This window comes from Nocardioides sp. 1609 (assembly GCF_004522105.1).
Lineage (GTDB): Bacteria > Actinomycetota > Actinomycetes > Propionibacteriales > Nocardioidaceae > Nocardioides.
Genome location: NZ_SPUJ01000001.1, coordinates 589,048 through 612,856, shown reverse-complemented (window position 1 = coordinate 612,856; position 23,809 = coordinate 589,048). Strand labels below are relative to the sequence as shown.

Sequence of the window (23,809 nt, the reverse complement as noted above, 5' to 3'; positions counted from 1 at the left end):
CTAGCGGATCTCCATGTCCGGGTGGGCGGTGATGAGGTGGTCGGCGACGGTGTTCATCACCCGGCCGAGCGCGTCGAAGTCGTCGGGGTCGGCGAGGTCGACGATGTGGTCGCGGACCCCGTTCACGTGGGTGGGGGCGACGTTCTCGAGCAGCAGTCGGCCGCGCTCGGTCATCACCGCGACCACGCCGCGCCCGTCGTCGGCGGAGCTGGTGCGGGTGACGAGCTCGGCCGTCTCCATCCGCTTGATGGTGTGGGTGACCCGGCTCCGGCTGTGGGCGAGCGACTGCGCCAGCTGTGCCATCCTCATCTGCCCGTCCCGCTCGGAGAGCCGCACCAGGATCTCGTACTCGACCAGCGAGACGCCGTGGTGGCGGCGCAGGTCGTCGTCGAGTCGGTCGAAGAGCAGCGTCGTGCCGAGGACGAGGGCGCGCCACGCGACCTGCTGGTCCGCGTCGAGCCAGCGCGGTTCGGGACGGATCGGGAACTGGGCGGCCACCCGCTGAGTCTAGGCTTCCGGGTTCTCGCGACCCCTACGGCCGGGTGACCCGGGCGCCCTGGCCAGCAGGACACCGGTCGTCCGATGGGGCGCGAGCCGCGGTGGACGGCATCGCGCCACGCGGCGGCGGGGCCGCGCAGCGCCGACTACATCCGCTCGAGGATCAGTGCCATGCCCTGCCCGCCGCCGACGCACATGGTGATCAGGCCGGTGGTCTTGTCGTGCCAGTCGAGGCTGTTCAGCATTGTGTTCTGCAGACGCGCGCCGGTCATGCCGAAGGGGTGGCCGACGGCGATGGCGCCGCCGTTGACGTTGAGCCGGTCGAGGTCGATGCCGAGGTCCTGGTAGGACGGCACGACCTGGGCGGCGAACGCCTCGTTGATCTCGACGAGGTCGATGTCGCCGATGCTCATGCCGGCGTACCTGAGGGCGTTCCTGGTCGCCTCGACCGGGCCGAGCCCCATGATCTCCGGCGACAGGCCGGACACGCCGGTGGAGACGATCCGGGCCAGCGGGGTGAGTCCGAGCTCGGCCGCCCGGGTGTCGGACATGACGACGACGGCGGCGGCGCCGTCGTTGAGCGGGCAGCAGTTGCCGGCGGTGACGACGCCGTCGGGCCGGAAGACCGGCTGCAGCTGGGACGCGGCCTCGTAGGTGACGCCGGCGCGGGGGCCGTCGTCGGCGGTGACGACCGTGCCGTCGGGCGCGGTCACGGGGGTGATCTCGCGGGCCCAGAAGCCGTCGTTAATGGCCTTCTCGGCGAGGTTCTGGGAGCGGACGCCGAACTCGTCGAGCTCCTGGCGCGAGAGCCCGCGCATCCGGGCGACGTTCTCCGCGGTCTGGCCCATCGCGACGTAGGCGTCGGGCAGGGCGCCGTCCTCGCGCGGGTCGTGCCAGTCGACACCGCCCTCGGCGGTCTTCACGGTGCGGGCCTGGGCCTCCGCGAAGACGGGGTTCTGCGTGTCGGGCCAGTGGTCGGAGGTGCCCTTGGCGAAGCGGGAGACCATCTCGACGCCGGCGGAGATGAAGACGTCGCCCTCGCCGGCCTTGATCGCGTGGAACGCCATCCGGGTCGTCTGGACCGAGGACGCGCAGTAGCGGGTGATCGTGGCGCCGGGGACGTCGTCCATGCCGTTGAGGACGTTGACGATCCGGCCCATGTTGTTGCCGGACTCCCCGCCGGGCAGGCCGCAGCCGAGGTACAGGTCGTCGACGGTGTGCGGGTCGAGCGCCGGGATCTTGTCGAGCGCGGCGCGCACGATGGTCGCGGTCAGGTCGTCGGGACGCAGGTCCTTCAGGGACCCCTTGTTGGCACGCCCGATCGGGGACCGGGTGGCTGAGACGATGACGGCTTCGGGCATGCGGAGCTCCGGTTCTCGAGGGGCGAGGGGCGATCTCCCTGCACGATAGGACACCGCCCCGACCGCCCGCGGTCGCGGAGGGGCAGACTGAGGACGTGCGCCACCTGTACCAGTGCCCGATGCGGTGGGCCGACCTCGACCTGCTGGGCCACGTCAACAACGTCGTGTACGTCGACTACCTCCAGGAGGCGCGGGTCGACCTGATGCGCTCGCTGTTCCCGGCCCCGGCCGGGGTCCAGGACGACCTCGCCGACGGCGTCGTCGTCGTCCGGCACGAGGTGACCTACCTCGCGCCGCTGACCCTCACGCTGCGTCCGGTGAGCATCGAGTGCTGGGTCACCGAGGTGCGGGCCGCGTCGTTCACGATGGCCTACGAGGTCTTCCACGACGATCCCGGCAGCGACGGCGGGCGGCACGTCTACCTCCGGGCGACCACCCTCCTGACGCCGTACGTGTTCGAGACCGAGCGGCCGCGCCGCCTGCGCCCGGACGAGCGCGCCACGCTCGAGCCGTACGTCGAGCCGGCCATCGGGATCCCCGCCGCGCCGCTCCCGTCGGTCGACCGGACGGTGGGGCACCGCTACCCGCTGCACGTCCGGTTCTCCGACGTCGACGTCTACCGCCACGTCAACAACGTGAAGTACTTCGAGTACTTCCAGGAGTCCCGGGTCCGCCTGATGGACGACCTGACCCGCGGCACCGCCGCCGCCGAGTCGGGACCGGGGTTCGTCGTCGTCCAGACCGACGTCGACTACCGGCGCCCGATCCTGCTGCGCCCGGAGCCGTACGACGTGTGGGCCGAGATCGCCCGGGTCGGCACCCGCTCGATGACCCTCGAGTCGGAGATCGCCGACGGCGAGACCCTGCTCGCCCGCTCCCGGGTGACGCTGGTCTTCTACGACCCCGACACGGGTCGATCGACCGAACCGACCGCGGCGATGCGGGACGTGCTGGCGGGGGCTACTCGAACGAGTTGACCATGAACTGGGCGGCGTGGGTGACGTAGTCCCAGAACTTCGCGTCCTGCTCGGGCGTCAGGTCGGCGGCGTCGAGCCCGGCGCGGAAGTGGTGCAGCCAGCGCTCCTTGGCGTCCGGGGTGACCGCGAACGGCGCGTGCCGCATCCGCAGCCGGGGATGGCCGCGGGCCTCGGAGTAGGTGGTCGGGCCGCCCCAGTACTGCACGAGGAAGAGCAGGAACCGCTCCTCGGCCGGGCCGAGGTCTTCCTCGGGGTACATCGGCCGCAGGAGCTCGTCGGTGGCGACGCCCTCGTAGAAGCGGTGCACGACGGTGCGGACCGTCTCGAACCCGCCGATCTCCTCGTAGAACGTCACCCCTCCATTGTCCGGCTCGATGGTGACGTCCTGCGTCGGGGGCATCAGGCGCCGTCCTCGACGTCGTCGGGTCGACGGCGCGCGGGCTCCTCGCGCTGCCACACGACACGCTGCTGGAACGGCTTCTCGATGCCCTCGTAGTCGAAGCGGTTCTTGATCCGCTGACGCATCTCGCGGGCCACCGCCCACTGCTCACCCGGCGTGGTCTTCAGCACGACGCGCACCGTGACGCCGTCGACGCCGAGGTCCTGGACGCCCCAGACGGAGGGCTCCTCGATCACCTGGCCCTTGAAGTCGTCGTCCTCCCAGAGGTCGTGGGCGACCTCGCCGAGCACGCGACGGACCCGGGCCAGGTCCTCGTGGTAGGCCACGCTGACGTCGAGCACGGTGCGGGCCCAGTTCTGGCTCTGGTTGCCGACGCGCACGATCTGGCCGTTCGGGACGTACCAGACGGTGCCGTTGACGTCGCGCAGCCGCGTCATCCGCAGGGTGACGGCCTCGACCGTGCCGATCGCCTCGCCGAGGTCGACGTCGTCGCCGACGCCGAACTGGTCCTCGATGATCATGAAGACGCCGGAGAGGAAGTCCTTCACGAGCGACTGGGCGCCGAAGCCCAGGGCGAGGCCGACGATGCCGGCGCTGGCGATGATCGGGGCGATGTCGACGCCGATCTCGCTCAGCATCATGGTGCCGAAGACGGCGACCAGGAGCCCGGTGACGATGCTCTTGAGCAGGCTCCCCATGGCCTCGGCGCGCTGGCTGCGGCGCTGGCTGGCGCCGAGGGCGACCCGGTCGGGCAGGACGCCGTGGGCGGCGCGCCGCACGATCCGGTCGATCACCTTGTGGACGAGCCAGCGGATGGCGAGGGCCAGCAGCAGCAGACCCGTGAGGGCGAGCGGCTTGCCGATCAGGACGTCGGAGTAGCGCGCGAGGGTGTCGTTGTCGGTCTGGTCGAAGACGGTGTTGCAGACGCTCTCGCCCTCGGCGCACGGATTGGCCACGAGGGCCCGGCCGAAGCTGTCGGGGAGCGCACCGAGCGCGACGATGTCGAGTACGGGCATGGGTGCATGCATAACAGGTACGCCCGCGTCGTTCGACTTCACCGGACGGCGATAGACTGGGCCCCGTGACTGGGACCGTGACGAACCACACCGGCGACCCCCGCGGTCGGCACCACCGGACGCGCCGCCTCCTCACCGTGGCCGGCGGCGCCGGCGTGCTGGTGGCGTGGTCCGCGGGCGCTGCCTCCGCCGACGTCCCCGAGGGCTGGGACACACCGCCGTCGATCGACACGGGCTTCGCCCTCGCCATCCTGGTCGGGATCCCGGTCGGCCTGTTCCTGCTGATCGCCCTGCTGACCTACCTGCCGGCGATGATCCGCGGCGAGCGGCTCGCGCCCGGTGGCCAGGTGCCCGAGGACCAGTGGCTCGGGGGCCCGCGCAAGAGCCCCGGCGAGCTCGCCGCGCCCGACACGGCCGAGTCCCGGGCCGGAGGATCCAGTGCCCGCTGGTGAGTACCTGAGCGAGGCCGACCGGTCCTCGCTCGACCTGGTGATGCGCAAGGCCGAGCAGACCTGTCGGGCGGAGTTCTCGATCTTCGTCGGTCGCGCCCAGGGCGACCCCCGTGCGTTCGCGACCAGCCTGCACAACTCGATGGTCGCGCCGGCGCGCAGCATCCTGATCATGGTCGACCCCGATGCCCGCAGCGTCGAGGTCGTCACCGGTGGCTTCGTCCGCGAGACCCTCACCGACGCGCAGGTCGAGCTGGCCACCGCGACCATGGCGGAGGCCTTCGCCGACGGCGACCTCGTCGGCGGACTGCGGCACGGCATCCGCCAGCTGGGCGAGCACGCCCGCACCGCGCGCCCGCGCAAGGCCTAGCCGCGCCGGTCCCGCCAGTCGGGGATCCGCCACGTCGGGGATCCGCTACGTCGGGGATCCGCCACGTCCGGGATCCGCCACGTCGGGGATCCGCTACGTCCGGGATCCGCTACGTCCGGGATCCGCCACGTCCGGGATCCGCCACGACCGGCGCCCGGGACGACGGGGACCCCGGTCGTCCAGGGTCCCCGGTCGTCCAGGGTCCCCGTCGTGAGCGGGTCGGTCAGCCGGCGTCCTTCGCCTGCGCGGCCAGGGCGCGGGCGACCTCGGCGCGCCCCTCCCGGACGTAGCGCACCGCTCCGGGGTTGGCGGTCGAGGTGGCCAGGTAGGCGTCGACCTTCTCGAGCAGCTCGGCGGAGGCCAGCGGCTTCGGGAAGAAGTGCTCGAGGGCGACCGAGCCGCGGTGGGCGCCGATCCGCTCCCAGGTGCTGTCGACGAGGTCGAGGTACTTCTCGACGTACGGCGCGAGCACCTCCTCCTGGCCCGAGCGCATGAACGACAGCACGATGCTGCGCGCGGTCTCGTTCGGTGTGCCGGCCTCGAGCATGCCGAGCCGCCAGGCGGTCTCCTTGGCCTCGGCGGTCGGCATCGCCGCACGAGCGGCGGCGGCGTGCTCCTGCCCGGAGATCGTGTTGTCGGCGGCCAGCGCCTCGTCGACCCGCGCGTCGTCGGCCCGACCGCGTGCGGCCAGGGCGGTGATCAGGCTCCACCGCAGGTCGTCGTCGACCGCGAGCCCCTCGACCACGAGCGAACCGTCGAGCAACGCCTCGAGGGCGTCGAGCGCCTCGTCGGTGTGGGCGGCGCCGGCGTAGGAGCGGGCGAAGGTGAGCTGGGAGTCGCTCCCCGGCTCGGCCGCGTCGAGCAGGCCGCGCAGGCCGCGCTCCCACTGGAGCCGGAGGTCGGCCCGGTGGGCCGGCGCGGAGTAGGAGTTCACGGCGAGCGCGGCGTAGGCCGGGATGCGGGTGACGCCCCAGGCGTCGGTCTCGCTGCCGATGTTGCCGAGCACGAGGGTCACGAAGTCGGTGGCCGAGAGCTCGGCGTCGCGCGTCATGTCCCAGGTGGCGCCCCAGACGAGGGCCCGGGCGAGCGAGTCGTCGAGGCGGGAGAGCCCGCCGACCACGGTCGCGAGGGAGCGCTCGTCGAGACGGATCTTGGCGTAGGCCAGGTCACCGTCGTTGAGGAGGAGCAGCGCGGGTTGCTTCTGCCCGACGGCCTCCTTGATGTCGGTGGACTCGCCCTCGACGTCGACCTCGATGTAGTCGCGCCGCACGAGGCGGAGCTCGCCGCGCTCGTTGGCGACCTCGTCGTACAGGCCGATCCCGAGGCGGTGCCGGCGCAGCGTCGGCTGGTCGGCCGAGGCCGTCTGGCGGACGGCGAGGCGCGTGTAGGCGCCGTCGGCGTCGAGCTCGAAGTCCGGCGTGAGCGTGTTGACGCCGGCGGTCTGCAGCCACTCCTCGGCCCAGCTGCCGAGCTCGCGGCCGGAGGACCGCTCGAGCGCGACGAGGAGGTCGCCGAACTCGGTGTTGCCGAACGCGTGGTCCTGGAAGTACTGGCGCAGGCCGGCGATGAACGGCTCGAGCCCGACCCACGCGACGAGCTGCTTGAGCACCGACGCGCCCTTGGCGTAGGTGATCATGTCGAAGTTGACCTCCACCGCCTCGAGGTCGTGGTTGTCGGCGGCGATCGGGTGGGTGCTGGGGAGCTGGTCGGCGCGGTAGCCGGTCTGCTTGCGGGCGTTCGCGAAGCCGGTCCACGCGTCGGTGAACTCGGTGGCCTCGGCCTCGCACCAGTAGCAGGCCCACTCGGCGAACGACTCGTTGAGCCAGAGGTCGTCCCACCACTTCATGGTCACCAGGTCGCCGAACCACATGTGGGCCATCTCGTGGGTGATCACCGAGCACCGGAACTCGTAGAACGAGCGCGGCTGGCGCGAGCGGGGGAGGTACTCGTCGCGCAGGGTCACGCAGCCGGCGTTCTCCATCGCGCCCATGTTGTACTCCGGCACGTAGAGCTGGTCGTACTTCTCGAACGGGTACGGGTAGCCGAACTCACGCTCGAAGAACTCGAAGCTCTGCTTGGTGATCTTCACCAGCTCGTCGCGGTCGAGGTGGTCGACCAGGGACTGGCGGCAGTAGTGACCGAGCGGGATCTCGCCGAACTGGCCCTCGTAGGTGTCGAAGACGGCGTGGTACTCGCCGGCGACGACGGCGGTGATGTAGGTAGACATCCGCTTCGTGGGCGGGAAGGCCCACACGGCCGCACCGGCCCCGACGGGCTCCGGCTCGGGCGTGGGGGCGTTGGAGACCACCTTCCAGTGGTCGGGAGCGGTGACGCGGAAGGTGAAGACGCTCTTGAGGTCGGGCTGCTCGAAGGTGGTGAAGACGCGGCGCGCGTCGGGCACCTCGAACTGCGAGTACAGGTAGACGCGGTCGTCGACGGGGTCGACGAACCGGTGCAGGCCCTCACCGCTGGTCGAGTACGTGCAGTCGGCGCGGACGACGAGCAGGTTGTCGGCCTGCAGGTCGGGCAGCGGGATCCGGCTGTCGACGTACGTCGCGGGGTCGAGCGCGACGCCGTTGAGGGTGAGCTCGTGGACGGTGGCGCCGACCAGGTCGGCGAACGTCGACGCGCCGGGCTCGCGGCAGGTGAACGCGATCGAGGTCGTCGAGCCGAAGGTGTCGGTCGTTCTGTCGGGGGCCGTCGTCAGGTCCAGGTCGATGGAGTACGACGTCACGTCGAGGAGTGAGGCGCGGGTAGCGGCCTCGTCCCGGGTCAGGTTGGTTCCAGGCATGCCCCTCATCCTGGCACTGCTCGGTGCCGATGATGCAGGTGGCCGGATCGGCGCCCCGATCCCGGCCCTGCCCGCGCCCCCGTTGAAACGACACGCCTGTGATTCGAAATGCACACCAAAGTGGCCCTTGTGAATTATGTGGTTGCTGTTGCGAAACGCACCGGATGTGCTTGACAGTGGTCCCCGTGCCCCTCCGTCGCAGCCCGATGACCCACCGTCCGACCCGTCGCCCGACCCGTCGTCCGAGCGGTCTCGTGGCCCGGCTCCTGGCGCTGGTCCTCCTCGGATCCCTCGCGGTGGTCCTGCCGGTCGCGTCGCCGTCGCCCGCGCAGGCGTCGTCGAAGTACCACTGCACCGGCTACACCGGGTGCGCGAACGCCGGGTACAGCGACGCCGGCTACGGCCGGGTCAACGACAAGATGTACTGGCGGATGTACTCCGGCCACAACTGCACCAACTACGTCGCCTACCGGATGATCCGGGCCGGGATGTCGACCGAGCGCCCCTGGAGCGGGACGGGCATGGCCTACAACTGGGGCTTCGCCCGCCGCGACATCACCGACACCAAGCCCACCGTGGGCTCGGTGGCCTGGTGGAACCGCGGCGTCTCCGGGGCCGGCTCGAGCGGCCACGTCGCCTACGTCGAGAAGGTCGTCTCCCCGACGGAGATCGTGATCTCCGAGGACTCGTGGAACGGCGACTTCCACTGGCGCACGATCTACAAGGACGGCAGCGGCTGGCCGACCGGCTTCATCCACTTCGTCGACGAGGCGCCGGCACCGGCCGTCGCGGTCCGCACGGCCCCGGCCATCAGCGCCGCCCCGCAGGTCGGCGTCCCGGTGAGCGCCACCTGGGCGGCGTTCACGCCGAAGGTGACCCACACCGTGCAGTGGCTCCGCAACGGCACGGCGATCCCCGGCGCCACCACCAGCACCTACACGCCCACCAGGGAGGACGCCGGTGCGGTCCTGACCTTCCGTGACACCGGCAGCCGCGAGGGCTACACCGCCGCGGTCGCGACGTCGGCACCGTCGGCGCCGGTGGCCGGCGGCGCGTTCCTGCGCCGGACCTCGCCGACCGTCACCGGCGACCCGACCGTCGGCGGGACCCTGAGCGTCGTCCCGGGCGCCTGGTCGCCGACGCCGGCCTCGGTCAGCGTCCGTTGGTCGGCCGACGGCGTCTACCTGTCCGGCCGCAACGGCCAGACGCTCGAGCTGACCCGCGGCCTGGTCGGCAAGACCATCTCGGCCGTCGAGGTCGCCCGGGGTCCGGGCATGCCCAAGGCGTTCGGCTACTCCAACCGGGTCGGGCCGGTCGTCAGCGGCAACGTCGCGCTCGCCCAGCCCTTCGCGGCCGCCGGCACCCCCCGTCACGGCTCGACCCTGAGCTTCGCGGGCGCCTCGTGGACGCCGAGCGACGCGGTCGCGACCTACCAGTGGTTGCGCGACGGCGTGGTCGTGCCCGGCGCGGTCGCTCCGACGTACCTGCTCGGCACCGCGGACGTCGGTCGCACGATCCAGGCCCGCGCCACGGTGGCGAAGCCGAACTTCCGGCCCGTCGTCCAGGCCGCGACGTTCGGCCGGGTCACGACCGCGGCCGCGATCACGGTGCGGGCCGGTGGGCGCAAGCGCGCGGTCAAGGTGACGGTCCGGGTCCGCGCCGCGGGCGCCGTCCCGACCGGGAGCGTCGTGGTGAAGGTGCGGAAGCGCTCGACGACCCTCCCGCTGCGCGACGGGGTCGCCACGATCCGGGTGGACCGGCTGCCCGCCGGCCGGCGCTGGGTCAAGGTGTCCTACTCCGGCGACGGCCTCGTCACGGGCTCGGCCGCCGGTGCGTGGGCGACCGTCAAGCCGTGACCACCGGCCTGGTGGTTGAATCCGGAGGATGAGCACTCCCACCACCGCCGACTTCTGGTTCGACCCGCTGTGCCCCTTCGCGTGGATCACCTCGCGCTGGATCCTGGAGGTCGAGCAGGTCCGCGACGTCCAGGTCACCTGGCACGTCATGAGCCTGGCCTACCTCAACCAGGACAAGGACATCCCCGACAGCTACCGCGAGCTGCTGGCGCCGGCCTGGGGCCCCGTGCGCGTCTGCATCGCGGCCGAGCAGAAGCACGGCCGCGAGGTCCTGCTGCCGCTCTACACCGCGCTCGGCACCCGCATCCACGTCGACGGCCGCACCCTCCACGAGCAGGAGGACGCCGGTCGCTCGATCATCGTCGAGTCGCTCGCCGAGGCCGGGCTGGAGCCCGAGCTGGTCGAGGCGATGGACGACTCCGGACTCGACGCCGCGGTGGCGGCGAGCCACCACGAGGGCATGGACCAGGTCGGCGACGACGTCGGCACGCCGACGATCGCCATCGAGGGCGCCGCGTTCTTCGGTCCGGTCCTCTCCAAGATCCCGCGGGGCGAGGACGCCGGCCTGCTCTGGGACGGGTGCGTCGCCGTCGCCAAGGTGCCCTACTTCTACGAGCTCAAGCGCTCGCGCACCGGCGACCTCGACTTCAGCTGAGACGACGCCACCGCGCCCCGTCACCACGACGAGGCGCGGTGGCGTTGTTGTCTCTGTGACGCACGTGACGCATGATCACGGTGATGCCTTCTCTGATCACGTCGTGGGGACGCCGTTCGGCCGCGCTGGGCGCGGTCGTCACCGCCGCCGCGCTCGCCGCACCGACGCTGGCGGTGACGACCGCGCCGCCGGCGTCCGCCGCCCCGGTGCGGGCGGAGCCCCCGGTGCAGCGGCTGGACCCGGCGGGGGCCGGGCTGCGGGCCGCCGACGTCCCGCTGCCGGCCGGCCGCCGGACCGTCGAGACAGCGACGCCGTTCGCCATGGTGGGCGTGACCTGGGCCGACGACGGCACCGAGCGCGCGGTCCGGGTCCGGACCCGCGCCGACGACGGCTGGTCGCCGTGGCGTGACCTGGAGCGGATCGGCGACGGACCCGACCGCCGGACCCGCGAGCGATCCGCGCGGGTGGCCGCCACCGACCTGGCGTGGGTCGGCACGGCGGACGCCGTCCGCGTCGACGTGGCCGGGACGCGCCCGGAGGACCTCACGCTCGTCCTGATCGCACCGGACGGCGCGCAGGTCGCGACCGCGCCCCGCGCCCTGGCCCGCGACACCCGCAACCCGTGGTCGCCCAAGCCGACGATGCGCGGGCGCGAGCAGTGGGGGGCCGACCCCGCGCTGCGCTCCGGGGCGGCGCGCTACAACAGCACGATCCAGCAGGTGCACGTGCACCACACGGTCAACAGCAACACCTACGCGCGCGACGACGTCCCCGGCCTGCTGCGCGGCATCTACCGCTACCACACGCAGAACCTGGGCTGGTCCGACATCGGCTACAACTTCCTCGTCGACCGGTTCGGACGCACCTGGGTCGGCCGGGCCGGGGGACCCCGCAAGCCGGTGCTCGGGGCGCACACCCTCGGCTTCAACAGCACCTCGACCGGCGTCGCCGTCATCGGGAGCTTCGAGGACGCCCGGCCGCGCCGCAACGTCGTCTCGGCACTGGTGCGGCTGTCGGCGTGGAAGCTGCACCGCTACGACCGCAAGCCCCGCGGTCGCGTGAGCGTCACCTCCTACGGCTCGGACCGCTACCCCGAGGGGGCGCGCCCGCGACTGCCCACCATCGACGGGCACCGCGACACCAACCAGACCGCGTGCCCCGGCGCGATGCTGTACGCCGAGCTGCCCACGATCCGTCGACGGGCCGCCGCGCGCATCGCCCGCTGGTGACGCGCCCGGGGCCGTACCCTGAGGCCGTGCCGATCAGCGTGACGTCCCTGCGCCGCTACCCGGTCAAGTCGTGCCGGGGCGAGGAGCTGCCCACCGCCACCGTCCGGCCGTGGGGACTCGACGGTGACCGGCGCTGGATGCTGGTCGACGACACCGGCGCCGCGATCACCGCCCGCGAGGTGAACCGGCTGCTCCTGGTGCACCCGCAGCTCACCGGGACCGGCCTGCGGGTCGAGGCTCCCGGCGGTGGTGCCGGCGGGGTCGCTCCGGCGCCGCTCGAGGTCGCCACGCCCGACCCGGGGCGCCAGGTCCCGGTCTCCCTGTGGTCGTCGCGGTTCACCGCGGCCCCGGCCGGGGCCGAGGCGGACGCCTGGTTCAGCGAGGTGCTCGGCACCGGTGCGCGTCTGGTGCACCTCGACGACCCGACGCGGCGCCCCACGACGCCCAACTACGGCGACGAGGGCGACGTGGTCTCGCTCGCCGACGGCTACCCCCTGCTGCTGACGACCGAGGAGTCGCTGGCCGCGGTCAACGACCAGGTCCTCGCCTCGGCCCCGCACGGTCGCGAGCCCCTGCCGATGACGCGGTTCCGGCCGAACGTCGTCGTCGCGGGCGCGGCGGCGTGGCGCGAGGACGACTGGCGGCGGATCCGCATCGGCGACGTCGTCCTCCGCGCGGTCAAGGGGTGCGCGCGCTGCGTGATCACGACGATCGACCCCGACACCGCCGTCCGCGAGAAGCAGCCGGTCGCCGCGATGGCCAGGATTCGGCGCTTCGACAACAAGACCTGGTTCGGCACCAACCTGGTGCCCGACCTCCCGGTCGGGGCCGGCGGCGTCCGGCTCCGGGTCGGCGACGAGGTCGAGGTGCTCGACGCGGTCGAGCCGGGTGCGGGTCCGCTGCGGGTGCCCACGCGAAACGCGGTGGCGGAGGCTCACTAGCCTGGGGGCATGACCCATGTCCTGTCCGCCGTCGCCTGGCCCTACGCCAACGGCCCGCGCCACATCGGCCACGTCGCCGGTTTCGGCGTGCCCTCCGACGTCTTCAGCCGGTACTCGCGGATGGCCGGACACGAGGTGCTCATGGTCTCCGGCTCCGACGAGCACGGCACGCCGATCCTGATCGCCGCCGACGAGGCCGGGGTGTCGCCGCAGGCGCTCGCCGACCGGAACCACCGGGTCATCGCCGAGGACCTGGTCTCGCTCGGCTGCACCTACGACCTCTACACCCGCACCACGACGCGCAACCACCACGCCGTCGTCCAGGAGCTGTTCCTCGGGGTCTACGAGAACGGCTACTTCGTCGAGCAGACGACCTACGGTGCCATCTCGCCGTCGACCGGGCGCACGCTGCCCGACCGCTACATCGAGGGCACCTGCCCGATCTGCGGCGCCGCCGGGGCCCGGGGCGACCAGTGCGACACGTGCGGCAACCAGCTCGACCCGGCCGACCTCATCGACCCGGTCTCGAAGATCAACGGCGAGACGCCGGAGTTCATCGAGACCCAGCACTTCTTCCTCGACCTGCCGGCGCTCGCCGACGCGCTGGGGGAGTGGCTCGACGGACGCGAGGCGACCGGGCTGTGGCGGCCCAACGTGATCCGCTTCAGCCAGAACATCCTCAAGGAGATCCGGCCGCGGGCGATGACCCGCGACATCGACTGGGGCATCGCGGTCCCGCTCGACGGCTGGCGCGAGAACCCCACCAAGAAGCTCTACGTCTGGTTCGACGCCGTCGTCGGCTACCTGTCCGCCTCGGTGGAGTGGGCGCGCCGCTCGGGCGACCCGGACGCCTGGCGGCAGTGGTGGAACCCGGCGCCCGAGGGCGGGGCCGAGGCGCTGTCCTACTACTTCATGGGCAAGGACAACATCACCTTCCACAGCCAGATCTGGCCCGCCGAGCTGCTGGCCTACTCCGGGAAGGGCGCGAAGGGCGGCGAGCCGCGCGAGTACGGCGACCTCAACCTGCCCACCGAGGTGGTGTCGTCGGAGTTCCTCACGATGGAGGGACGCAAGTTCTCCTCCTCGAAGAAGGTGGTCATCTACGTCCGCGACCTGCTCAGCCGCTACCAGCCCGACGCCTTCCGGTACTTCGTCGCGGCGGCCGGCCCCGAGAACCAGGACTCCGACTTCACGTGGGCGGAGTTCGTGCGCCGCACCAACGACGAGCTCGTGGCGGGCTGGGGCAACCTGGTCAACCGGACCGCCACGCTGATCGCGAAGAACTTCGGCGAGATCCCGCCGGCCGGCGTCCTCACCGAGGACGACGAGCGGGTGCTCGCCGTGGCCGAGCAGGCCTTCGCCGTCGTCGGCGACCTGATCGGCCGGCACCGCCAGAAGCAGGCGATCGGCGAGGCCATGCGCGCCGTCGGCGAGGTCAACAAGTACGTCTCCGACACCGAGCCGTGGAAGCTGAAGGGCGAGGACCAGCGCGAGCGGCTCGGCACCGTCCTGCACGTCGTCGCGCAGTGCGTGGCCGACCTCAACCTGGTGCTGGCGCCGTTCCTGCCGTTCTCGGCGAACGCCGTCGACGCCGTCTTCGGCGGCGCCGGCGACGTCGCGCCGATGCCGCGGATCGAGGAGGTCGACGACCTCGACGGTGGCGCGGGCTACCCGATCATCACCGGCGACTACACGACCGCACCCGCGTGGCAGCGGCACCCGGTCGTCGTGGGCGCCCCCGTCGAGAAGCCGACCCCGATCTTCACCAAGCTCGACGTCGCGATCGTGGACGAGGAGCTCGCCCGCCTGGCCGGTGGGTGACGGGCCGGTGGGTGCGGGCGAGCGGGTCTGCCTGCACTTCCAGCCCGACTGGCCCTTCGCGGGCGGACGGGTGGTCGAGGCGCTGGCCCGCGACGGCGTCTACCGGTCGCAGTTCGAGACCGGGACGTCGAACGGCGGACTGACGGCGCACGTGGGCGGCGACCGGTGGCGCTGGGAGAGTCGGCTCTTCGCCGCGCGGTACGACGCCGGCCCGGCCGCGGCGCGTCCGGTCTACGGTGCGCTCGACCGGGGCGACCCGTACGGTCCGGCGACCCGGTTCGGGTCCGCCCACCTGCGGCTGCGTCCCGAGGTGGCCGCCCGGACGACGTTCTGCTTCCCCGACTCCTGCCTCGAGCCGGACGCCGTGGTCGGCCCCGAGCGGGCCGCGGAGCTGGTCGCGCTGGCCGAGGCGAGCGGTCACGACCTGCTCGACGACTACGTCGAGGCGCAGGTGCACGGCGGCGTGAGCCTGCGCGACGACGTCGAGGCCGTCGTCCTCGACCCGTGCTTCCGGGGCGGGCCGGTCGAGGACGCGGCGGAGCGGCTGGGCTGCACCGTCGAGTGGCACCCGGGCTACCGGGTGCTGACCGCCGGCCTCGACGAGGTCTACCGGGGCCCGGAACCGCCGGCACTGGCCCGGGCGCTGGGGACCGAGCTCGTGCCCGCCGTCGTCGGCGACGCCGCCCGGTCGGGTCGCCACCACCCCCGGACCGTCAAGCAGGTCTGGCACCTGCTCGCCCGGTTCGGTCGGCTCAGCCGCTGACGTCGTACTCCTCGACCGTGGCGCTCTTCATCGCCGCGGTCTGTCCCTCGTCGGGACCGGATCCGCGGAACGCCTCCAGCTGCGGCCGGCTCGCCCACCGCTCGTGGATGTTGATCCGCTCCGGGTCGAGCAGGTCGGGGGAGATCGCGAAGTCGAGGCAGCCGTCCGCGGTGCGGGCCAGCCGGACCACCTGCTCGCAGCCACGCAGGTAGTCGGGGCGGTCCATGGCCTCGACGAGGAGATGTCCGGCGACGATGATCACGAGAGTACGACCGCTGGTCGGCGCCCGACTCATCGGAGTAGCGTCGCGAGCCATGAGCCTCGCCTTCCTGCTCACCACCCTGGTGATCGTCGCGACGCCCGGGACCGGGGCGCTGTACACGCTCGCCGCCGGGCTGACCCGCGGCGGCCGGGCAGCGGTGCTCGCGGCCTTCGCCTGCACGCTCGGCACGGTGCCCCACCTGGTGGCGGCGACCACCGGTCTGGCGGCGGTGCTGCACGCGAGCGGTGTCGCCTTCGCGACGCTCAAGTACGCCGGCGTCGCCTACCTGCTGTGGATGGCGTGGTCGACCTGGCACGACACCGGGGCGCTCGCCGTGGAGGAGGACCGTCGTCCGGTCAGCCGTCGCCGCGTCATCGGGGAGGGCGTCACGCTCAACCTGCTCAACCCCAAGCTGACCATCTTCTTCTTCGCCTTCCTGCCCCAGTTCGTGCCGGCCGGCTCGCCGGACGCGGTCCCGCACATGCTCGTGCTGAGCGGGATCTTCATGGCCGTGACCTTCGTCGTCTTCGCCGCGTACGGGATCGGCGCGGCCGCCGTCCGCGACCGGGTGCTCGCCCGTCCGCGCCTGGTGAACCGGGTGCGGAAGGCCTTCGCGGCGACGTTCGCCGTGCTCGGTGCCCGCCTGGCCGTCGAGTCACGCTGATCCGGATCCCGTTCGTGACGACCCGGATCCCGTTCGTGACGACGCGGATCCCGTTCGTGACGACCCGGATCCCGTTCGTGACGACGCGGATCCCGTTCGTCGCGACGCGGATCCCGGTCACCGCGACTGGGAGCCCGGTCGCTGGGTAGGTTCCGGGTCATGACCGCACCCAGCCACGTCCCCCTCTTCTACGTGAAGCAGAAGTTCGCGATGACCACCAACCGCTACGAGCTCGTCGGGGCCGGCGCGGGCGGCGCCGAGGGGCAGTCGCTCGGCGTGGCGCAGCAGAAGCGGATGGCGTTCAAGGAGGAGGTCACCTTCTACACCGACGAGTCCCGGAGCCAGCCCGTCTTCAGCTTCAAGGCCCGCAGGAAGGTCGACCTCAACGCCGGCTACGACGTCTTCGACGCGCAGGGCCAGCAGCTCGGCTTCTTCCGCAAGGACTTCGGCAAGAGCCTGCTCCGCTCGACCTTCCACCTCGAGGGACCCGGCTACCAGGCCGTCGGCCAGGAGCGCAGCCAGGCGGTGGCGCTGGTGCGACGCTTCGCCGACATCCCGTTCCTGCCGATCCACTTCGACTTCACCACCCCCGAGGGGCGCACCATCCTCTCGGTGCAGCGGCAGAGCACGGTGCGCGACCGCTACACGGTCACGGTCGGCGACCCCGAGCTCGACTTCCGCGTCGCCGCCGCCGTCGCCGTCGGGCTCGACGCCCTCATGCAGCGGTGACGCTCCACCCGCGGGCCCGCGTCGCGGTCGAGCGGGCCGCGGCCGAGACCCCGGTCTTCACCGAGGGCTACGACGTCGCGGGTGCCCGGGTCGCGGCCCGCGAGGCCGCTGCCCGCCAGCCGCGCGAGGACGTCGAGCGCGCGCTGGACCTCGACGCCGGCGGCGTGCCGTGCCGCCTCTACGTCCCGGCGGACGCCGCGCCCGGCGTCGTCGTCCACGCGCACGGCGGTGGCTTCGTCCTCAACGACGTCGACGTGCACGACGCCTCGTGCCGGCGGCTCGCGAACCGGGCCGGGACCGCCGTGCTCAGCGTCGACTACCGGCTGGCGCCCGAGGACCCGTTCCCGGCCGCGGTCGAGGACCTCGACGCGGTCGTGGCCTGGCTCGACGAGCACGGCGACGGCCACGGGCTCGCCGGGCCGACCTACGGACACGGCGACAGCGCCGGCGCGAACCTGGTGCTCGTCGCGGCCCTGCGCCACCCCGACCGGTTCCGGGCGCTCGCACTGATCTACCCGTTCCTCGACCCGTCGGCGGCGGGAGCCTCGCACCGCGAGGAGACCGAGGGCTTCGACCCGCGCGAGGTCGCCTGGTACTGGGAGCAGTACGCCGGCGGGGACGCCCGCCACCACGACGACCCCGACCTGGCCCCCCTGCTCTCCGACCGGCTCGACACGCTGCCGCCGACGTTCGTGATGACCTCCGAGCACGACCCGCTGCGCGACGAGGGCGAGGTGCTCGTGGCCCGGCTCGCCGAGGCCGGCGTCGAGGTCCTCGGCGTCCGCTACCTCGGACAGGTGCACGGGTTCTGGCGGCACCCCGACGTGTTCCCGGCGGCCGAGCCGCTGCTGCGCCAGGCCGCGGCCTTCCTCCGCGACCACTGACCGGTCCGTCCGGTCGTCCCGGTCGTCCCGGGCGCACGGAAGCGGCGCCGGATCGGTCCGGACGGGGTTCTGGAACACTCGACGCCATGCGCGTCCACCTCGGCAGCGACCACGCCGGCCTCGAGCTCAAGGCCCACCTCGCGACCTGGCTCACCGACCACGGGTACGAGCCCGTCGACCACGGTCCCTTCGTCTACGACGCCGTCGACGACTACCCGGTCTTCTGCCTCCGGGCGGCCGAGGGGGTCGTCGCGGACCGCGCCGAGGGCCGCGACAGCCTCGGCGTCGTGATCGGCGGCTCCGGCAACGGCGAGCAGATCGCCGCCAACAAGGTCGTCGGGTGCCGCGCGGCGCTGGCCTGGTCGGAGGAGACGGCCTCGCTCGGGCGCGAGCACAACGACGCCAACGTGGTCGCCGTCGGCGGCCGGATGCACTCCCTCGACGACATGACCCGGTTCGTGCAGGTGTTCCTGGAGACGCCGTTCAGCGGCGACGAGCGGCACGTGCGCCGGATCGGGATGCTCTCCTCCTACGAGGAGACGCACGTGCTCCCGCCGCTCCCCGCCTCGGCTCGGCGCGGCGATGCCTGAGGGGCACACCCTCCACCGCCTCGCCGGCGAGCTCACCCGGGCCTTCGGCGGCCGCAGGGTCGCGGTGAGCAGTCCCCAGGGCCGCTTCGCCGACGCGGCCGCGCTCCTCGACGGCCACGACGTCGAGGACGCCCAGGCCTGGGGCAAGCACCTGTTCGTCGAGTTCGCCGGCGAGCGCTTCATCCACATCCACCTTGGGCTGATCGGCAGCCTCGACGTCCACCCGGACGTCGACCTCGCCGTCGGCCTGCCGCTCCCGGTCGGACAGGTCCGGCTCCGGCTCGCGACCACCGACGGGCCGGGCGGCGGACCCCTCGCCTACGCCGACCTCCGGGGCGCGATCATCTGCGCGCTGGTGACGGCCGAGCAGCGCGCCGCGACGCTGGCGCGGTCCGGGCCCGACCCGATCCGCCCGGACGCCGACCCCGACCGTGCGTGGCAGCGGATCCGCCGCAGCCACCGGACCATCGGCGCGCTGCTGATGGACCAGGGCGTCCTCGCCGGCGTCGGCAACGTCTACCGGGCCGAGGTGCTGTTCCGCAACCGGCTCCACCCGCTGCGTCCCGGCAACACGCTGCGGGTCGGGCAGTGGCAGGCGCTCTGGTCGGACCTGACGGTGCTGATGGCCGAGGGGGTCGTCAGCGGCCGGATCGACACGGTCCGCCCGGAGCACACGCCCGAGGCGATGGGCCGCCCGCCGCGGCGCGACGACCACGGCGGCGAGGTCTACGTCTACCGGCGCACCGGTCAGCCCTGCCTCGTGTGCGGCCGCCGCGTCAGCACCGCCGTCCTCGAGGGACGCAACCTCTTCTGGTGTTCGCGTTGTCAGCCCGTGTTCCGGTCCCGCGCCGTAGGGTGACCCCGGCGTTCCCCCCACCGAGGTCCTAGCCAGGCCTGCAGCGAGGTCCACCGTGTCCAGCAGCACCGTCTCGTCCCGGGCCGCGTCCGGTCCGGCGCTGCGGCGACGCTGGAACCGGGTACGGCGCCGCACGGCGACCGCCGAGCTGCGCATCGGCGCCGCCCTGTGCCTCTTCTCGGTCACCGTGACGGTGCTGGTCATGCTGTTCCCGTCGCGGACGCCGTTCAGCAGCCTGGTGCTCCCGGTCGTGCTCGGCAGCATCCTGCTCGGGCCGCGCCTGCTCCCGTGGTTCGTCGGGTTCGACATGGTGATGCTGACGATCTGCGTCTCTCAGCAGGAGGACCTCACCGGCCGCGTGCTCGGCGCCGCGGCCGTCCAGCTCGCGGTGGCGGGCGTCGTCCTGATGGCCAACCTGCAGCGGGCCCGGCTCGGGGTCGCCGGGATGCGGGGGGAGTCGATGTTCGTCGACCTGCGCGACCGGATCCTCGACCAGGCCCACATCCCCGACCTGCCGGACGGCTGGCACGTCGAGTCCGCGCTGCACTCGGCCGGCGGGACGGCGTTCGCGGGTGACTTCGTCGTCGCGGCCCGCAGCGCCGACGGGACCTCGCTGCAGGTCGTCGTCGTCGACGTCTCGGGCAAGGGGGAGGCGGCCGGCACCCGGGCGCTGCTCCTGGCGGGTGCGTTCGGCGGCCTCCTCGGCGCCCTCCCGCCCGAGGGGTTCCTGCCCGCCGCCAACGCCTACCTCCTGCGTCAGGCGTGGGACGAGGGGTTCGCCACCGCGATCCACCTCTGTCTCGACCTCACCACCGGCGCCTTCGAGGTGCGCACGGCCGGCCACCCGCCCGCGGTCCACCGGGCCAGCGGCACCGGACGGTGGGCGGTGCTGCACACCGAGGGACCGGTGCTCGGGCTCATCGACGACGTCGAGCTCACCGTCCGGCGCGGTCGGCTCGACCACGGCGACGCCGTCCTGCTCTACACCGACGGCATCATCGAGGAGCCGTGCCGCGACCTGGACCTCGGCATCGACAAGATGATGGGGGAGGCCGAGTCGGTGCTCCGTGACTCCTTCGTCGGCGCCGCCGAGCGGCTCACGACGACGCTCGGGTCGCGCGACGACGACCGGGCGATGGTCGTGGTGCGCCGCACCTGAGTCGGCGCCCGGTCCCGTTTGGGTGCGGTGCCCGCCGCTGTGGCACGATTCAGTGGTGCTGGGCCTGTCTCAGCGTGCGCGGATGTAGCTCAATGGTAGAGCTCCAGTCTTCCAAACTGATTACGCGGGTTCGATTCCCGTCATCCGCTCCAAGCGGTCTCCCGGCGTCCCCTGTGACGCCGCCAGGAGCCGTCTTGGCGGGGCGTAGCGTAGTGGCTAGCGCGCCTGCTTTGGGAGCAGGAGATCGCAGGTTCGAGTCCTGTCGCCCCGACAGCAACCAGCCACAGACCCAGACGAAGGAGACCACCTGTGAAGAGCGCCGTCGAGACCTTGAGCCCCACGAGGGTCAAGCTCACCGTCGAGGTGCCCTTCGAGGAGCTCAAGCCGAACCTCGACAAGGCCTACCAGCAGATCGCCAAGCAGATCAACGTCCCTGGCTTCCGCCGCGGCAAGGTGCCGCCGATGGTCATCGACCGTCAGGTCGGACGCGGCGCCGTCCTCGAGCAGGCGATCAACGACACCCTGCCCCAGAAGTACGTCGAGGCCCTGGAGGCCAACGAGCTGACGCCCCTGGCGCAGCCCGAGATCGAGGGCCTCGAGATCGCCGACGACGAGGGCTTCGGCTTCACCGCCGAGGTCGACGTCAAGCCGACCATCACCGTGCCCGACTACACCGGCATCACGGCCTCCGTCGACGACGTCGAGGTCACCGACTCCGACGTCGACGAGCAGGTCGACGCGCTGCGCGAGCGGTTCGCGACGCTCACCGACGTCGAGCGGCCCGCTGCAGACGGCGACTTCGTGGTGCTCGACCTCAAGGCCACCCAGGACGGCGAGGTCGTCGAGGGCGCCGAGGTGACCGGCATGTCCTACCAGGTCGGCCGCGGCGGCATGATCGAGGGACTCGACGAGGCGCTCGTCGGCCTGACCCCCGGCGAGGACAAGATCTTCGACAGCGAGCTCGTCGGCGGCGACCTGCTGGGCGAGCAGGTCCAGGTGGCCGTCTCGATCAGCCAGGTCCAGGAGCAGGAGCTCCCCGAGTACGACGACGAGTTCGCGCAGCTCGCCTCCGAGTTCGACACCGTCGAGGAGCTCACCGCCGACGTCCGCGAGCGACTCGGCCGGGGCAAGCGCCTCGAGCAGGCCGCCGCGGCCCGCGACGCCGTCCTCGAGGCCCTGCTGGAGCAGGTCGAGATCCCGCTGCCCGAGAGCATCGTCACCGACGAGCTGAACTCGCGTCGCCAGAGCATCGAGCAGCAGCTCTCGATGGCCGGGATCACGATGGACAAGTACCTCGAGGACGAGAGCCAGACCGTCGAGGAGTTCGAGGCCGACCTCGACCGCCGGGTCCGCGACGCCGTCGCCGCCCAGTTCCTCCTCGACGAGATCGCGAAGAAGGAGGAGTTCGGCATCGACCAGGCCGAGCTCTCCCAGCACCTGGTCCGGCGCGCCCAGCAGTCCGGCCAGGACCCGCAGGAGTTCGCGAACCACATGTTCGAGCACAACCACATCCCCGACCTCGTGCAGGAGATCCTGCGCGGGAAGGCGCTCCAGACGATCGTCGACGCCGCCGTCGTCACCGACGCCTCGGGCAACACGGTCGAGCTGAAGAACCTGCGCCCCGACGGCACCATCGGTGACCCCGAGGCCGAGGCCGCCGAGGCTGAGGAGACCGACGCCGAGGGCGACGCCGAGCCCGAGGACGACGCCGCCAAGGACGACTGACCCGTCCCGCACGACACCGACGCCGACCCGTCAGAGAATGTTCTGACGGGTCGGCGTCGTCGTGGGCGGCGTCCTACTAGGGTTGACGCATGGGGTCTGCAGGCATGGGGACGACGGACGGCTCGGACGCCGCGTGGCGCCCGCCCACCGCGGGACCAGCCGCCGTCGAGGAGCTCGACGGCTACACCGACCTCACCGAGGTCGGTCGCGGCGGCGACTCGGTCGTCTACCGTGCGCGGCAGGAGTCCGTCGGTCGCGACGTCGCGATCAAGGTCCTCAGCATCGACACGACGTCCGACCCCGCGCGGTCGGTGCGCTTCAAGCGCGAGATCGACATCACCGTGCAGCTCGGCCGGCAGCACCCCAACATCGTCACCGTGCTCGCGGTCGGCACGACCGCGTCGGGGAAGCCGGCGGTCGTCATGGACTTCTTCGAGGGCGGCACCCTCCACGACCGGCTCAAGGCCCACGGGCCGCTGCCGCCCGAAGAGGTCGGGCGGGTCGGGGAGGTGCTCGCCGACGCCCTCTCCTTCGCCCACGAGCGCGGCGTCCTGCACCGTGACGTGAAGCCGCAGAACGTCCTGGTGCTGCCGACCTCCTGGGTCCTCGCCGACTTCGGGATCGCCCGGCTGGTCGACTCCGAGCACACCTCGTCGGCCGAGACCTTCACCTACCGCCACGCCGCCCCGCAGATCCTCGACGGCCACCCGCCGACGCCGCTCGACGACGTCTGGTCGCTCGGGTCGACGCTCTACACCCTGCTCGACGGGCGACCGCCGTTCGCCAGCGACGACCCCGACGAGGACTCGGCACTGGCCTACCTGCGGCGGGCCCGCACCGAACCGCACCGGCCGTTGCAGGTCCCGGGCGCGGAGCGGCTCGCACCGATCATCGACCGGTGCCTGAGTAAGGACGTCGCCGGCCGCTGGGGCTCGGCCGCCGAGCTGCACGACGCCCTGCACGCCCTGCGCGGCTCGGCCTGGGAGCCGGCGGCGCCGTCGACGCCGCCCCTGCTCGTCAAGGCAGCACCGGGGCGGAGCGCCGGCGGCGCGGCGGAGTCGCCGACCCCCACGCCTACCCCCACCCTGCACGCGTCGGCGCCGATCTCGCCCGCGCCGATCTCGCCCGCGCCGATCTCGTCCGCTCCGGCCCGCGGCGCGGAGCCGGCCGAGCCGTCGCCGGTGGCGATCTCGGCGGTCTCGCACGTCGTCCGGGTCGCCGACGCCGCACCGACCGGCACCGGGTTCCCCGACACCACCGGCGAGGCCGCGGGCGCCTCCGCGGCCGCGCCGGACGCACCCGAGGAGGAGAGGGCCGCGCGCCGGCGGCTCCCGATCGTCCTCGGCGTCTCGGCCCTCGTCATCGGGTTGCTGCTCGGTCTGCTCGGCGCGGTCCTGCGCGGCCGCGACGACGAGACGCCGCCCCGGGCGGTGGTCACGCCCACCGGCAACGCGATCGCGCCACCGAGCGTGGGCGGCACCGTCACCTCCCGTCCCGACACCGACCTCGCGGTCGTCCTCCAGTCCCTGGAGTACGACGGCGTCACCCTCCGGGCGACGTGGACCGACCCCGCCGAGGGCGAGGGGTCCTTCGCCCTGTTGGCGACCGACCCGAGCTTCCCGAACGGCCGGGTGATCGCGACGTTCCCGGCCGGTCAGACCAGTGGCGAGGCCGAGGTCCGCGGTCTCCCGCCGGGGCGCACCTGCTTCTTCATGGGCGTCTTCCTCGTCGACGGCACCTACGGCCTCAACAACCGGCAGAGCCGGTGCGAGGAGGTCGTCATGGGCGGCGGCTTCGCCTCCTGACGCCGGCC

General features: G+C 72.5%; 24 protein-coding genes and 2 tRNA genes. 20 read left to right on the top strand and 6 right to left on the bottom strand.

Going from position 1 to position 23,809, the window contains the following annotated elements; translation table 11 throughout:
• Entirely contained in the window at window positions 1-498 is a 498-nt protein-coding gene (locus E4623_RS02775; protein WP_245154807.1) for a MarR family transcriptional regulator, read from the bottom strand.
• Between the two features lie 146 nt (window positions 499-644).
• The gene (locus E4623_RS02770; RefSeq protein ID WP_134764965.1) at window positions 645-1,859 is read right to left on the bottom strand and encodes an acetyl-CoA C-acetyltransferase; all 1,215 of its coding nucleotides are present in this window, start codon (window positions 1,857-1,859) and stop codon (window positions 645-647) included.
• Window positions 1,860-1,954: 95 nt separating this feature from the next.
• On the opposite strand from E4623_RS02770, the gene E4623_RS02765 reads away from it, so the two are divergent.
• Window positions 1,955-2,836: a thioesterase family protein gene (locus E4623_RS02765; protein WP_134764964.1), complete on the top strand. Its 882-nt coding sequence runs from the start codon at window positions 1,955-1,957 to the stop codon at window positions 2,834-2,836.
• Here the strand turns inward: E4623_RS02765 and E4623_RS02760 are convergent.
• Both E4623_RS02760 and E4623_RS02755 read right to left on the bottom strand, forming a co-directional pair.
• A complete protein-coding gene (locus tag E4623_RS02760; protein ID WP_245154805.1) occupies window positions 2,820-3,191 on the bottom strand; it encodes a globin in 372 nt (123 codons plus the stop codon). The genes E4623_RS02765 and E4623_RS02760 overlap by 17 nt on opposite strands.
• Before the next feature lie 44 nt (window positions 3,192-3,235).
• The gene (locus tag E4623_RS02755; protein ID WP_134764962.1) at window positions 3,236-4,252 is read right to left on the bottom strand and encodes a mechanosensitive ion channel family protein; all 1,017 of its coding nucleotides are present in this window, start codon (window positions 4,250-4,252) and stop codon (window positions 3,236-3,238) included.
• A gap of 65 nt (window positions 4,253-4,317) precedes the next feature.
• Between E4623_RS02755 and E4623_RS02750 the strand changes: the two genes are divergently transcribed.
• On the top strand, window positions 4,318-4,704 hold the full coding sequence (locus E4623_RS02750; RefSeq protein WP_134764961.1) for a hypothetical protein: 387 nt from the start codon (window positions 4,318-4,320) through the stop codon (window positions 4,702-4,704).
• On the top strand, window positions 4,691-5,071 hold the full coding sequence (locus E4623_RS02745) for a DUF5130 family protein (RefSeq protein ID WP_134764960.1): 381 nt from the start codon (window positions 4,691-4,693) through the stop codon (window positions 5,069-5,071). Before E4623_RS02750 ends, E4623_RS02745 begins: the two co-directional genes overlap by 14 nt.
• Before the next feature lie 223 nt (window positions 5,072-5,294).
• Here E4623_RS02745 and pepN read toward each other — a convergent pair whose 3' ends face one another.
• A complete protein-coding gene (gene pepN, locus E4623_RS02740) occupies window positions 5,295-7,862 on the bottom strand; it encodes an aminopeptidase N (RefSeq protein WP_134764959.1) in 2,568 nt (855 codons plus the stop codon).
• A 185-nt stretch (window positions 7,863-8,047) separates the two neighbouring features.
• Between pepN and E4623_RS02735 the strand changes: the two genes are divergently transcribed.
• The 6 genes from E4623_RS02735 (at window position 8,048) to E4623_RS02710 (ending at window position 15,127) form a co-directional block, all read left to right on the top strand.
• On the top strand, window positions 8,048-9,718 hold the full coding sequence (locus tag E4623_RS02735) for a CHAP domain-containing protein (protein ID WP_167736435.1): 1,671 nt from the start codon (window positions 8,048-8,050) through the stop codon (window positions 9,716-9,718).
• Window positions 9,719-9,746: 28 nt separating this feature from the next.
• Window positions 9,747-10,373 carry a disulfide bond formation protein DsbA gene (locus tag E4623_RS02730; protein ID WP_134764957.1) on the top strand — a complete coding sequence of 209 codons (627 nt, stop codon included), beginning with the start codon at window positions 9,747-9,749 and terminating at the stop codon, window positions 10,371-10,373.
• 83 nt (window positions 10,374-10,456) lie between these two features.
• Window positions 10,457-11,602 carry an N-acetylmuramoyl-L-alanine amidase gene (locus tag E4623_RS02725; RefSeq protein WP_167736434.1) on the top strand — a complete coding sequence of 382 codons (1,146 nt, stop codon included), beginning with the start codon at window positions 10,457-10,459 and terminating at the stop codon, window positions 11,600-11,602.
• A gap of 26 nt (window positions 11,603-11,628) precedes the next feature.
• Window positions 11,629-12,543, top strand: coding sequence for an MOSC N-terminal beta barrel domain-containing protein (locus tag E4623_RS02720; RefSeq protein WP_209020458.1), 915 nt, complete (start codon window positions 11,629-11,631; stop codon window positions 12,541-12,543).
• 9 nt (window positions 12,544-12,552) lie between these two features.
• Window positions 12,553-14,364, top strand: a complete 1,812-nt coding sequence (gene metG, locus E4623_RS02715; protein WP_134764955.1) for a methionine--tRNA ligase — start codon at window positions 12,553-12,555, stop codon at window positions 14,362-14,364.
• Between the two features lie 7 nt (window positions 14,365-14,371).
• A complete protein-coding gene (locus tag E4623_RS02710) occupies window positions 14,372-15,127 on the top strand; it encodes a DUF3626 domain-containing protein (RefSeq protein ID WP_245154804.1) in 756 nt (251 codons plus the stop codon).
• Here E4623_RS02710 and E4623_RS02705 read toward each other — a convergent pair.
• Window positions 15,117-15,422, bottom strand: coding sequence for an antibiotic biosynthesis monooxygenase family protein (locus E4623_RS02705; RefSeq protein ID WP_209020457.1), 306 nt, complete (start codon window positions 15,420-15,422; stop codon window positions 15,117-15,119). The two genes, E4623_RS02710 and E4623_RS02705, sit on opposite strands and share 11 nt — an antisense overlap.
• Window positions 15,423-15,441: 19 nt before the next feature.
• Between E4623_RS02705 and E4623_RS02700 the strand changes: the two genes are divergently transcribed.
• From E4623_RS02700 to E4623_RS02655, 11 genes are all read left to right on the top strand, one after another.
• Window positions 15,442-16,053, top strand: a complete 612-nt coding sequence (locus tag E4623_RS02700) for a LysE family translocator (protein WP_134764953.1) — start codon at window positions 15,442-15,444, stop codon at window positions 16,051-16,053.
• A gap of 14 nt (window positions 16,054-16,067) precedes the next feature.
• The gene (locus tag E4623_RS23295) at window positions 16,068-16,202 is read left to right on the top strand and encodes a hypothetical protein (protein WP_280633628.1); all 135 of its coding nucleotides are present in this window, start codon (window positions 16,068-16,070) and stop codon (window positions 16,200-16,202) included.
• A gap of 10 nt (window positions 16,203-16,212) precedes the next feature.
• Window positions 16,213-16,782: a hypothetical protein gene (locus tag E4623_RS02695; RefSeq protein ID WP_134764952.1), complete on the top strand. Its 570-nt coding sequence runs from the start codon at window positions 16,213-16,215 to the stop codon at window positions 16,780-16,782.
• Complete coding sequence (locus E4623_RS02690; RefSeq protein WP_134764951.1) at window positions 16,779-17,666, top strand: alpha/beta hydrolase; 888 nt, start codon at window positions 16,779-16,781, stop codon at window positions 17,664-17,666. The genes E4623_RS02695 and E4623_RS02690 overlap by 4 nt, the downstream gene beginning before the upstream one ends.
• A gap of 86 nt (window positions 17,667-17,752) precedes the next feature.
• The gene (locus tag E4623_RS02685; RefSeq protein WP_134764950.1) at window positions 17,753-18,256 is read left to right on the top strand and encodes a ribose-5-phosphate isomerase; all 504 of its coding nucleotides are present in this window, start codon (window positions 17,753-17,755) and stop codon (window positions 18,254-18,256) included.
• On the top strand, window positions 18,249-19,115 hold the full coding sequence (locus E4623_RS02680; protein WP_134764949.1) for a DNA-formamidopyrimidine glycosylase family protein: 867 nt from the start codon (window positions 18,249-18,251) through the stop codon (window positions 19,113-19,115). The genes E4623_RS02685 and E4623_RS02680 overlap by 8 nt, the downstream gene beginning before the upstream one ends.
• Window positions 19,116-19,167: 52 nt before the next feature.
• Window positions 19,168-20,271, top strand: a complete 1,104-nt coding sequence (locus tag E4623_RS02675) for a PP2C family protein-serine/threonine phosphatase (protein ID WP_134764948.1) — start codon at window positions 19,168-19,170, stop codon at window positions 20,269-20,271.
• A 78-nt stretch (window positions 20,272-20,349) separates the two neighbouring features.
• A tRNA-Gly gene (locus E4623_RS02670) sits at window positions 20,350-20,423 on the top strand.
• Window positions 20,424-20,469: 46 nt separating this feature from the next.
• Window positions 20,470-20,542 (top strand) — tRNA-Pro (locus E4623_RS02665).
• Window positions 20,543-20,580: 38 nt separating this feature from the next.
• On the top strand, window positions 20,581-21,996 hold the full coding sequence (tig, locus tag E4623_RS02660) for a trigger factor (protein ID WP_134764947.1): 1,416 nt from the start codon (window positions 20,581-20,583) through the stop codon (window positions 21,994-21,996).
• 89 nt (window positions 21,997-22,085) lie between these two features.
• Window positions 22,086-23,801 carry a serine/threonine-protein kinase gene (locus E4623_RS02655; RefSeq protein WP_134764946.1) on the top strand — a complete coding sequence of 572 codons (1,716 nt, stop codon included), beginning with the start codon at window positions 22,086-22,088 and terminating at the stop codon, window positions 23,799-23,801.
• Window positions 23,802-23,809 lie beyond the last annotated feature (8 nt).

Bases quoted from the DNA above. Each gene is read 5' to 3' on its own strand.
- E4623_RS02770 (WP_134764965.1), bottom strand. From the start codon at position 1,859: ATGCCCGAAGCCGTCATCGTCTCAGCCACCCGGTCCCCGATCGGGCGT.
- E4623_RS02755 (WP_134764962.1), bottom strand. From the start codon at position 4,252: ATGCCCGTACTCGACATCGTCGCGCTCGGTGCGCTCCCCGACAGCTTC.
- pepN (WP_134764959.1), bottom strand. From the start codon at position 7,862: ATGCCTGGAACCAACCTGACCCGGGACGAGGCCGCTACCCGCGCCTCA.
- E4623_RS02730 (WP_134764957.1), top strand. From the start codon at position 9,747: ATGAGCACTCCCACCACCGCCGACTTCTGGTTCGACCCGCTGTGCCCC.
- E4623_RS02725 (WP_167736434.1), top strand. From the start codon at position 10,457: ATGCCTTCTCTGATCACGTCGTGGGGACGCCGTTCGGCCGCGCTGGGC.
- metG (WP_134764955.1), top strand. From the start codon at position 12,553: ATGACCCATGTCCTGTCCGCCGTCGCCTGGCCCTACGCCAACGGCCCG.
- E4623_RS02705 (WP_209020457.1), bottom strand. From the start codon at position 15,422: ATGAGTCGGGCGCCGACCAGCGGTCGTACTCTCGTGATCATCGTCGCC.
- E4623_RS02700 (WP_134764953.1), top strand. From the start codon at position 15,442: ATGAGCCTCGCCTTCCTGCTCACCACCCTGGTGATCGTCGCGACGCCC.
- E4623_RS02695 (WP_134764952.1), top strand. From the start codon at position 16,213: ATGACCGCACCCAGCCACGTCCCCCTCTTCTACGTGAAGCAGAAGTTC.
- E4623_RS02685 (WP_134764950.1), top strand. From the start codon at position 17,753: ATGCGCGTCCACCTCGGCAGCGACCACGCCGGCCTCGAGCTCAAGGCC.
- E4623_RS02680 (WP_134764949.1), top strand. From the start codon at position 18,249: ATGCCTGAGGGGCACACCCTCCACCGCCTCGCCGGCGAGCTCACCCGG.
- E4623_RS02655 (WP_134764946.1), top strand. From the start codon at position 22,086: ATGGGGTCTGCAGGCATGGGGACGACGGACGGCTCGGACGCCGCGTGG.